General features: G+C 43.4%; 9 protein-coding genes and 1 pseudogene. 6 read left to right on the top strand and 4 right to left on the bottom strand.

Annotated features, from left to right (window positions below):
* The 4 genes and pseudogenes from L9Q40_RS02540 to mscS form a co-directional block, all read left to right on the top strand.
* Nucleotides 1-300 (top strand): annotated as a pseudogene (locus tag L9Q40_RS02540) (erythrose-4-phosphate dehydrogenase); the annotation flags it as partial.
* A gap of 154 nt (nt 301-454) precedes the next feature.
* Nucleotides 455-1,615: a phosphoglycerate kinase gene (locus tag L9Q40_RS02535; RefSeq protein WP_014233019.1), complete on the top strand. Its 1,161-nt coding sequence runs from the start codon at nt 455-457 to the stop codon at nt 1,613-1,615.
* Between the two features lie 154 nt (nt 1,616-1,769).
* Nucleotides 1,770-2,846, top strand: a complete 1,077-nt coding sequence (gene fbaA, locus L9Q40_RS02530) for a class II fructose-bisphosphate aldolase (protein ID WP_014233018.1) — start codon at nt 1,770-1,772, stop codon at nt 2,844-2,846.
* Between the two features lie 442 nt (nt 2,847-3,288).
* The gene (mscS, locus tag L9Q40_RS02525) at nt 3,289-4,155 is read left to right on the top strand and encodes a small-conductance mechanosensitive channel MscS (protein ID WP_014233017.1); all 867 of its coding nucleotides are present in this window, start codon (nt 3,289-3,291) and stop codon (nt 4,153-4,155) included.
* 115 nt (nt 4,156-4,270) lie between these two features.
* Here the strand turns inward: mscS and L9Q40_RS02520 are convergent, their stop codons facing one another.
* A complete protein-coding gene (locus L9Q40_RS02520) occupies nt 4,271-4,900 on the bottom strand; it encodes a LysE/ArgO family amino acid transporter (RefSeq protein WP_498791827.1) in 630 nt (209 codons plus the stop codon).
* Between the two features lie 132 nt (nt 4,901-5,032).
* Here L9Q40_RS02520 and L9Q40_RS02515 point away from each other — a divergent pair, with 132 nt between their 5' ends.
* Together L9Q40_RS02515 and L9Q40_RS02510 are read left to right on the top strand one after the other, a co-directional pair.
* Nucleotides 5,033-5,929 (top strand): LysR family transcriptional regulator ArgP, encoded by an 897-nt coding sequence (locus L9Q40_RS02515; RefSeq protein ID WP_498791826.1) that lies wholly within the window; start codon nt 5,033-5,035, stop codon nt 5,927-5,929.
* A gap of 251 nt (nt 5,930-6,180) precedes the next feature.
* Complete coding sequence (locus L9Q40_RS02510; RefSeq protein WP_014233014.1) at nt 6,181-6,873, top strand: oxidative stress defense protein; 693 nt, start codon at nt 6,181-6,183, stop codon at nt 6,871-6,873.
* A 66-nt stretch (nt 6,874-6,939) separates the two neighbouring features.
* Here the strand turns inward: L9Q40_RS02510 and serA are convergent, their stop codons facing one another.
* The 3 genes from serA to L9Q40_RS02495 all read right to left on the bottom strand — a co-directional run bounded on the left by serA (nt 6,940) and on the right by L9Q40_RS02495 (nt 9,754).
* A complete protein-coding gene (gene serA / locus L9Q40_RS02505) occupies nt 6,940-8,172 on the bottom strand; it encodes a phosphoglycerate dehydrogenase (RefSeq protein WP_014233013.1) in 1,233 nt (410 codons plus the stop codon).
* A gap of 273 nt (nt 8,173-8,445) precedes the next feature.
* Complete coding sequence (gene rpiA, locus L9Q40_RS02500) at nt 8,446-9,102, bottom strand: ribose-5-phosphate isomerase RpiA (RefSeq protein WP_014233012.1); 657 nt, start codon at nt 9,100-9,102, stop codon at nt 8,446-8,448.
* A gap of 58 nt (nt 9,103-9,160) precedes the next feature.
* Nucleotides 9,161-9,754, bottom strand: a complete 594-nt coding sequence (locus L9Q40_RS02495; RefSeq protein ID WP_498791825.1) for a 5-formyltetrahydrofolate cyclo-ligase — start codon at nt 9,752-9,754, stop codon at nt 9,161-9,163.
* Between the last annotated feature and the right edge of the window lies 1 nt (nt 9,755).

The following is a 9,755-nucleotide window of genomic DNA, read 5'->3' as shown; positions in this document are numbered from 1 at the left end:
ACAGTTAACGTTACTGCAATGGATTTAAGTGTCACAATTAGTACAAATGTGAAAGTTAATGACGTAAATCAAACCATTGTTAACGCATCTCAGTGTACATTACGTGACATTGTTGACTATACTGAATCGCCACTCGTTTCCATCGATTTTAATCACGACCCCCATAGTGCGATTGTGGATGGAACTCAAACAAGAGTGAGTAACGGGCAGCTAGTAAAAATGCTCGTATGGTGCGATAACGAATGGGGCTTTGCTAATCGGATGCTGGATACCGCTTTAGCAATGCAAGCTGCGAAGTAATCCGTAAAGCAGCAGTGGAAAAATATTTATTTTTAACCTTGAAATAAATATTGAATGTCTCCATATTCTATAACCAGTTTGAAGAATTAACAGGCTTGGCAGGGTTGCCGAGTTTTCAAAAACTTTAATTTTTAAATATTTGAGAGGACACAACATGTCTGTAATCAAGATGACTGACCTGGATCTTGCAGGTAAACGTGTATTTATCCGTGCTGACCTAAACGTGCCAGTAAAAGACGGAAAAGTAACTTCTGATGCACGTATCATCGCATCTCTTCCAACTATTAAGCACTGCCTAGAAGCAGGCGCTAAAGTAATGGTTACTTCTCACCTAGGTCGCCCAACTGAAGGTGAATACGCTGAAGAGTTCTCTCTACAACCTGTTGTTAACTACCTAAACGACGCACTAGATTGCGAAGTTAAGCTAGCAAAAGACTACCTAGATGGCCTAGAGCTAAACGCGGGTGAACTTGTTGTTCTAGAAAACGTTCGCTTCAACAAAGGCGAAAAGAAAAACGAAGAAGAGCTATCTAAGAAGTACGCAGCACTATGTGACGTATTCGTAATGGATGCATTCGGTACGGCTCACCGAGCTCAAGCGTCAACTCACGGCGTTGGTATGCACGCTCCTGTAGCTTGTGCTGGTCCTCTACTAGCAAACGAACTAGACGCACTAGGCAAAGCAATGGACAACCCAGCTCGTCCAATGGTTGCTATCGTAGGTGGTTCAAAAGTTTCTACTAAACTGACTGTTCTTGAGTCTCTATCTAAAATCGCTGACCAGCTTGTTGTTGGTGGCGGTATCGCAAACACATTCATCGCAGCTGCGGGCCACAACGTTGGTAAGTCTCTATACGAAGCAGACCTAGTAGACACAGCTAAGAAGCTAATGGATGAGTGTGCAATTCCAGTAGCAACTGACGTTGCATGTGCGAAAGCATTCGATGAAAACGCAGAAGCTGAAATCAAAGACGTTTCTGAAGTTCAAGACGACGACATGATCTTCGACCTTGGCCCTGACTCAACAGCGGCACTAGCTGAGATTCTTAAAAATGCGAAAACTATCCTTTGGAATGGTCCAGTAGGTGTATTCGAGTTCAAGAACTTCGAAGCTGGTACTAAAGGTATCTCTGAAGCTATCGCAACTTCTGAAGGCTTCTCTGTTGCAGGTGGTGGTGACACGCTAGCAGCTATCGACAAGTTCGGTATCAAAGCTGACGTATCTTACATCTCTACTGGTGGCGGCGCTTTCCTTGAGTTTGTAGAAGGTAAAGTTCTTCCTGCAGTAGAAATGCTAGAAGCACGCGCTAAGTAATTAAAGCAAAGCGGGGGAGTTATTCTCCCGCTTTGTTGTTTGCTGCAACGTGAGAGGAACTCTGCTAGAATAGCCTCTGTTGTGAGCAAACGTTTGCAAGATTTTCAACTTAACAAGTTTTGTTTAAAAACGACAGATAAATAGGATTGAATCCATGTCTAAGATCTTCGACTTCGTAAAACCAGGTGTTATCTCTGGCGATGACGTTCAGAAAGTTTTTGAAGTAGCGAAAGAAAACAACTTCGCACTTCCAGCTGTAAACGTTGTAGGTACTGACTCTGTAAACGCAGTACTAGAAGCAGCAGCAAAAGTTAAAGCTCCAGTTGTTGTTCAGTTCTCTAACGGCGGCGCAGCTTTCTTCGCTGGTAAAGGCGTGAAACTTGAAGGTCAAGGTGCTCAAATCCTTGGTGCTGTAGCTGGTGCTAAATACGTTCACGCTGTAGCTGAAGCTTACGGTGTTCCAGTAATTCTACACACTGACCACGCTGCTAAGAAACTTCTACCTTGGATCGACGGTCTACTAGATGCTGGTGAAGAGCACTTCGCTCAAACTGGTAAGCCTCTATTCTCTTCTCACATGATCGACCTTTCTGAAGAGTCTCTAGAAGAGAACATCGAAATCTGTGCTAAATACCTAGAGCGTATGGCTAAGATGAACATGACTCTAGAGATCGAACTAGGTTGTACTGGTGGTGAAGAAGACGGCGTAGATAACTCTGACATGGACGCATCTGAGCTTTACACTTCTCCAGAAGACGTTGCTTACGCATACGAGAAACTAAGTGCAGTTAGCCACCGTTTCACTATCGCAGCATCTTTCGGTAACGTACACGGCGTTTACAAGCCAGGTAACGTTGTTCTTACTCCAACTATCCTACGTGATTCTCAAGCGTACGTTTCTGAGAAGTTCGGCCTACCAGCTAACTCTCTAAACTTCGTATTCCACGGTGGTTCTGGTTCTTCTCAAGCAGAAATCCAAGAGTCTATCGGTTACGGTGTTATCAAAATGAACATCGATACAGATACACAGTGGGCAACTTGGGATGGTATCCGTAAGTACGAAGCTGAAAACCACGATTACCTACAAGGTCAAATCGGTAACCCAACTGGCGAAGACGCGCCAAACAAGAAGTACTACGATCCACGCGTATGGCTACGTGCTGGTCAAGCTTCAATGGTTACTCGTCTTGAGCAAGCATTTGCTGACCTTAACGCAGTTGACGTACTATAATTCGATTGAATTAAAGTTGTTAAAAACCCGCTCATTGAGCGGGTTTTTTTATGTCTTCAGCCTGCTGTCTGTCTTACTACGCCCCTCTTTAAAACACTACGATCGTTATTGAATAATTTACTAGCATTGGTTGTGTATGATTGGTATACAACAGGTTGCTTTTTGTATACTGCATGTTTGGATTTAGGTAATAAAAGTAGCGAAATGGGTTAGCATTGCGTAACCTGTAACAGGCAGATATAGGAAAACTCTGATAACGTCTTGTTTTGCTTCTCTTTGCGAAATTCTGACTTTGCAAAACGTCAAAGTTGATATATCGTGCCAAAATTCTGACACTGTTCAGTTTTATAATAGTGATATTGTTACAGATAAGAACCTATAAAAAATAAGGTTCATAAATAAGCGGCAATTGGTTTTATATCTTGATTTGAGGATAAGCATTATGGCAGGTGAATCGGTGGGTATCGATAACACATTAACAGATGGGCTGACTAAAGCTGAGACTTGGCTTTCAAACAACTCAGACCTTCTTGTTCAATATGGTGTAAACATTATTTCAGCACTGATTATTCTATTTATCGGTAATATTATCGTTAAAGCAGTCGCTGGAAGTGTAGCTAAAGTACTTGAAAAGAAAAACATGGATAAGGCTGTCGTTGAATTTATTCACGGTCTTGTTCGTTACTTACTATTCGTTATCGTTCTTATCGCCGCTCTTGGTCGTGTAGGTGTTCAAACTGCCTCTGTAGTTGCGGTAATCGGTGCGGCTGGTCTTGCTGTTGGTCTTGCTCTGCAAGGCTCACTATCAAACTTTGCGGCAGGCGTGCTTATCGTTGCATTCCGTCCATTTAAGTCTGGCGATTATGTAGAAATCGGTGGTGTAGCTGGTAGTGTTGAAGCAATTCAAATTTTCCAAACGATTCTAAAAACGCCTGATAACAAAATGGTTGTAGTTCCTAACTCTTCAGTTATTGGCGGTGCAATCACTAACTACTCTCGTCACGCGACTCGCCGTGTTGATTTGGTTATTGGTGTTTCTTATAAAGCGGATTTGAAATTAACTAAGAAAGTTATCCGTGAAACACTAGAAAAAGATCCACGCATCCTTAAAGATCCTGATATGACAATCGGTGTATTGGCTCTAGCAGATTCTTCAGTTAACTTTGTTGTTCGCCCTTGGGTTAAAACGGCAGATTACTGGGGCGTTTACTTTGACTCAATGCAAGGCATCAAAGAAGCTTTGGATGCAAATGGCATCGAGATTCCATTCCCACAAATGGATATTCACCTGAACAAAGTAGAAGCGTAATCAAAGCGAATTTCTATTTAGAGAGCGAGGCAAATTTGCCTCGCTTTTTTTATGCATATTTTTTATGCATAGTAGAGAAGGTTATCTACATTAAGTTTCTGCATAACGAGAGTTATCACCAGTATTTGGCTAGCAACTCGCTCGCTAGAACATAGGCGATAGCAAACATCATCAATGCCACACCAATATCTATGCCTTTTTTCACCTTAGGCTTAGACAGAGTCGGCCCCAGTTTTGCCGCGCCCAGAGATAGGGTAAAGAACCACACAAACGAAGCCATCATGGTGCCCAGTGCAAATGCGATGCGATCATGTCCCTCAAACTGGCCACCAATAGAACCAAGAATCACGACAGTGTCTAAGTACAAATGTGGATTCAGTACCGTAACTGCAAGTGCGCCTAAAATCACGGTGCGACGACCACGTGCTATTACTTCCCCTTTGGTTTCCGATTCATTTTCTGGCTTGAATGCACTTCTCATTGATAGGTAACCACAGACACTTAGGAACGCAATACCACCTAGCGTTACAGCGGTCAGAAGCATTTCATTTTTCGATAAAACCGCACCACCACCGAATATACCTAGGGAAATAAACAGCATATCCAGAATGCTACAGATGGTGGCTGTGGTGAGATGGTGGTTGCGTTTTATGCCTTGATTCAAGACATACGCATTTTGCGCGCCAATAGGAATGATCATCGATGCCCCTAATCCAAACCCTTGCAATACAACCCAAAAACTCACAGTTCACCTCAAAAAATATCAATTAAATTCACGAAGATGAGCAAGATAAAGGCTTTGATGAAATAAGTATAATTAATGATTTTAATATATTATTAGTAAAACTTATCAAGATGGATGAAGAGGTACATTTTCATGAGAGGGCTGGATTATAAGTGGATAGAAGCGCTTGATGCCGTCGTCTATCAAGGAAGCTTTGAGCGAGCCGCTGAGTGTTTGTATGTTTCTCAATCTGCTATTTCTCAGAGAATTAAACAGTTAGAAAAATTTCTTGCTCAACCAGTACTGATTCGAGAGCAGCCACCTAAGCCGACGCCAATAGGCAAGAAGCTGCTCGGGTTGTATCGTCGGGTTCGCATGCTGGAACATGAAATCTTACCCGAACTAAAAAATGACACCACTACACGCCCGGTTCAGTTGTCGTTGGCGACCAATGCGGACAGCTTGGCTACGTGGTTGTTACCTGCATTGCAAGATGTGATGAAAACTCGTCAAGTTGAGTTAAAACTCGCTATTTATGGTGAATCTCGCTCTATTGAAAAGCTAAGAAGTGGCGAAGTTGCAGGAGCCATCAGTCTGGAATCTCAGGCCATTCCTGGCTGTAGAGCGGACTATTTAGGACGTATTGATTATGTCTGTGTTGCTAGCCCTGAATTCTATCAACGTTATTTTTCTGAGGGCGTAAACAATAAAACACTCTCTAAAGCCCCAGCCGTATCGTACGATCAATATGATGATCTACATAAAGCCTTTCTGACCAAGCATTTTAATGTGCGCCCCGATAGCGTGATTCATCACAATATAAGCAGCTCTGAAGCGTTTCTGAAAATGGCGATGGCGGGTGTTGCGTATTGCCTGATTCCCCGTTTACAGATCTCGAATGAATTAGAGCAAGGTTCGCTGATTGATATTACTCCGGGATTCCTGATGACCTATCGAATTTACTGGCATCACTGGCAATCGGAAACCGGCGTATTACAAGAAATTTCGCAGGCAATCGTCGGCTATGCCCAACGTCATTTACCGCAGTAGAATGTAATAACAATGATGTTAACGCGTACCTCTTGTATTGATTTGGTTAAAAATTACACCAAAGTTACACAGTCAAAGTTGTGTTAGAAGTGGGCGAGGGTGGTTGGATAATCGTCGAAAGTTCCTATTATCAAGCATTATATGCTCAAAGCTTTCTAAGTTTTTGGGTATTACCCCAGACGGCTTCAGTGGTTTTCGCTACTGCATTTTTGCTCTGGGACATGTCTTTTATATATGGATGGATCTGTCGAATGAAACTGTATTCGTGTTTGCTGGCTACTTTGCTCAGCCTTACCAGTGTTTCAGCCCTAGCTACTACACCTGAATTTGCACACGTAACGACAACAGGTTATGGCGAGGTAATTGCTACGCCAGATATGGCGACTTTTTCGGTTAAAGTGGTGGATACGACGATGACTGCCGAGCAAGCGAAGCTGTCGGTGGATACGACTGTCGATGAGTTTTTGCAAAAACTGTCAGATGCAGGATTATCTAAAGACAGTATTACCAGTTCGAATCTGTACCTGGCTCCTCAATACCATTATCCAAAATCGGGCAAGGCTGAGCTGGTGGGTTATCGCGCCTCTCGCAGTATTAACGTGACGGTTAAGGATTTAGCCAACCTTAATCAGTACCTTGATATGGCAATACAAGCGGGTATTAACCAGGTTGATAATATTCAGCTTAAGGTGAGTAATCAGGCTGAGTATCAACAGAAAGCTCGCTTGGCTGCGATCAAAGATGCCAGAGAAAGTGCTGCCTCTTTAGCTTCTGGCTTTGATAAGACTCTGGGGGATATCTGGCGGGTCAACTACAACAACACTTACCCAACGCCAGTTTTAATGCGCTCCATGGCGATGGAGGGCAAGCAGAATGCCAATAGCTATCAGGACTCTACGATGGTGATCCGAGATCAGGTAGAGGTTATCTACAAGCTGAAATAAGGCGCATCCTATTTTCAGATATAAAAAAGGCAGGGAAATTCCCTGCCTTTGTTGTTTCTGTGCTTCTTAGTGAAGAATACGAGAACGAATCGTGCCTTCGATACTTTTCAGCTTGATAAGTGCTTCTTCTGAACGTTCAGTTTCCACATCGATAACCACGTAGCCGATTTCAGCTGCAGTTTGCAGGTACTGTGCGGCGATGTTGATGCCTTCTTCAGCAAAGATAGTGTTTATCTGAGTCAGGATACCTGGGCGGTTTTTGTGGATGTGTAGCAAGCGAGAAACTTCACCACCGTGCTCAGGTAGAGATACTTCAGGGAAGTTTACGCTTGAAAGCGTTGAACCGTTGTCAGAGTATTTCGCCAGTTTGCCAGCCACTTCTACACCGATGTTTTCTTGCGCTTCTTGCGTAGAACCACCGACGTGTGGAGTCAGAATAACATTGTCGAACTTCTGCAGTGGAGATTCGAACGGGTCTGCGTTTGTTTTTGGTTCAACAGGGAATACATCAATAGCTGCACCAGCCAGATGACCTGCTTCTAACGTGCTGCAAAGAGCTGGAATATCAACAACGGTACCACGAGCAGCGTTGATAAAGATTGCGCCTGGTTTCATGCGAGCAAACTCTTCTTCACCCATCATGTTCTTCGTTTCAGGTGTTTCTGGAACATGAAGTGAGATAACATCACATTTATTCAGTAGTTCGCTCATGGTATGAACTTGCGTGGCATTACCAAGAGACAACTTGTTTTCGATGTCGTAGTAGTAAACGCGCATACCAAGGTTTTCAGCGATAATACCCAGCTGAGTACCGATGTGGCCGTAACCGATAATACCAAGACGCTTACCACGAGCTTCGTAAGAGTTATCTGCGCTCTTTTTCCAAATGCCGCGATGTGCAAGTGCGTTCTTTTCAGGAATGCCTCGTAGAAGCAATAGAATCTGACCAAGAACCAGCTCGGCTACGCTTCGAGTGTTTGAGAAAGGTGCGTTAAATACAGGAACGCCACGTTTTGCAGCCGCGTCGAGATCGACTTGGTTAGTACCGATACAAAAACAGCCAATAGCAACCAGTTTGTTTGCCGCATTGATCACTTCTTCCGATAGATTAGTGCGGGAGCGAATGCCGATGAAGTGAACATCTTTAACCGCTTCAATCAGTTCCTCTTCAGGAAGTGAACCTTTGTGGTATTCAATGTTGGTGTAACCAGCAGCTTGAAGAACTTCAACTGAAGAAGGGTGAAGCCCCTCAAGTAAGAGGATCTTAATCTTGTCTTTTTCCAGCGAAACTTTGGCCATTTTTTCTCGTCCTTAAAATGGAAAGGTGGGCTAATATGGCGCACATTGGGCAAAACCATTAAAAAGGGGATAATTAATAGTTTTGTAGGAGGACAAACGTTTCCTTGTGCGTCTTCTGTTCAATAAAGTAACAAAAAAAAATAGCTTTGGGTAAGAAAATTACGGAATAAGGAATAATTTTATTTGGTGAAAGAATGAAAAACGGTGCTTTGCAGCACCGTATGTAATGAAATAACCGAAAAATGAACCTGATAGGTGAATTATCTAGGTTTTTTACTCTTCGATTTTTGCACCTTCAGGCGTGCCTGTGATAACCACATCCGCACCACGATGAGCAAAAAGACCATTAGTGACAACACCCGCGATGCTGTTGATCTTATCTTCCATTTCTTTCGGGTTAGTGATCTGCATGTTGTGTACATCCAGAATCACGTTGCCGTTATCTGTCACTACGCCTTCGCGGTAAGCAGGGTCACCACCAAGTTTAACCAATTCACGTGCCACGTATGAGCGAGCCATTGGGATCACTTCTACAGGTAATGGGAATTGACCTAGAACATCTACTGCTTTTGTATCGTCCACAATGCACACGAACTTTTCTGAGATTGCTGCGACGATTTTTTCACGTGTTAACGCGGCACCACCACCTTTGATCATGTCACGCGTTGGGTTGATTTCATCCGCGCCATCAACATAAACATCTAGCTTAATTACGTCGTTACACTCAAATACTTCAATACCAAGCTCTTTTAGACGCTCAGTCGAAGCTACAGAGCTAGAGACTGCACCTTTGATATCGTCTTTGATAGTCCCTAGTGCATCGATGAAGTGATTCACGGTAGAGCCAGTGCCTACACCGACAATGCTGCCTTTTTCAACATATTTTAATGCTGCCCAACCAGCCGCTTTTTTCATTTCATCTTGAGTCATGCCAATCTCCTGAATAGATGTTCGTTAACATTTGCGGCGTGATTATAGCGGGTAAGTGTTAGTTTTCCCATTGCCAGATTCGGCTTGGAGTCACGATCTTAGGCAGTGGAATGTCCCAGCTTTCAATTGGCAGGCGTTCAACATGCTGGCAGTCATGAGCGATACCTACAGGTGTGGCGCCTTCACCACTGGCAAACCAATGTGAAAGGGTGCGATCGTAATATCCTCCGCCCATACCTAACCGGTGGCCAATACTGTCGAAACCTACCAAAGGCGTGCAGATAAGATCGAGTTGACGAACAGGTATAAGGTGGCGAATATCGAGCTTGGGCTCAAGAATGCCATATTTGTTGTAGATGAGTTGATCATCACTCAGGTACTGAAGAAACAGTAACTGACCTTTTGAAAAAGGATGGATGACTGGTAGATATATTGATTTCCCTTGTTGCCATAGCCACTCGATAAGGGGCTTGGTATCCAGTTCACCATCCGCAGAAAGATAAATAGCAATGTGCTGAGAATGCTGTATTTCAGGAAGTTGGGAAAATTGCCTGACTAGGTCGAGCGCCGCTTGAAACTGTGTGTCACTACATAGAGCGTTACGTTTTTCACGGATCAATTTACGAAAGTCTTGTCGAGAAAGTTCTGACATA

This window comes from Allocatenococcus thiocycli (genome assembly GCF_921292965.1).
Lineage (GTDB): Bacteria > Pseudomonadota > Gammaproteobacteria > Enterobacterales > Vibrionaceae > Vibrio > Vibrio natriegens.
Note: the sequence above shows the minus strand (reverse complement) of the source record. Positions and strands in the feature narration are given on the sequence as shown.

What these genes read in the sequence shown, in the direction of transcription:
- L9Q40_RS02535 (WP_014233019.1), top strand. Translation starts at nt 455, where the DNA reads ATGTCTGTAATCAAGATGACTGACCTGGATCTTGCAGGTAAACGTGTA.
- fbaA (WP_014233018.1), top strand. Translation starts at nt 1,770, where the DNA reads ATGTCTAAGATCTTCGACTTCGTAAAACCAGGTGTTATCTCTGGCGAT.
- mscS (WP_014233017.1), top strand. Translation starts at nt 3,289, where the DNA reads ATGGCAGGTGAATCGGTGGGTATCGATAACACATTAACAGATGGGCTG.
- L9Q40_RS02515 (WP_498791826.1), top strand. Translation starts at nt 5,033, where the DNA reads ATGAGAGGGCTGGATTATAAGTGGATAGAAGCGCTTGATGCCGTCGTC.
- L9Q40_RS02510 (WP_014233014.1), top strand. Translation starts at nt 6,181, where the DNA reads ATGAAACTGTATTCGTGTTTGCTGGCTACTTTGCTCAGCCTTACCAGT.
- serA (WP_014233013.1), bottom strand. Translation starts at nt 8,172, where the DNA reads ATGGCCAAAGTTTCGCTGGAAAAAGACAAGATTAAGATCCTCTTACTT.
- rpiA (WP_014233012.1), bottom strand. Translation starts at nt 9,102, where the DNA reads ATGACTCAAGATGAAATGAAAAAAGCGGCTGGTTGGGCAGCATTAAAA.
- L9Q40_RS02495 (WP_498791825.1), bottom strand. Translation starts at nt 9,754, where the DNA reads ATGTCAGAACTTTCTCGACAAGACTTTCGTAAATTGATCCGTGAAAAA.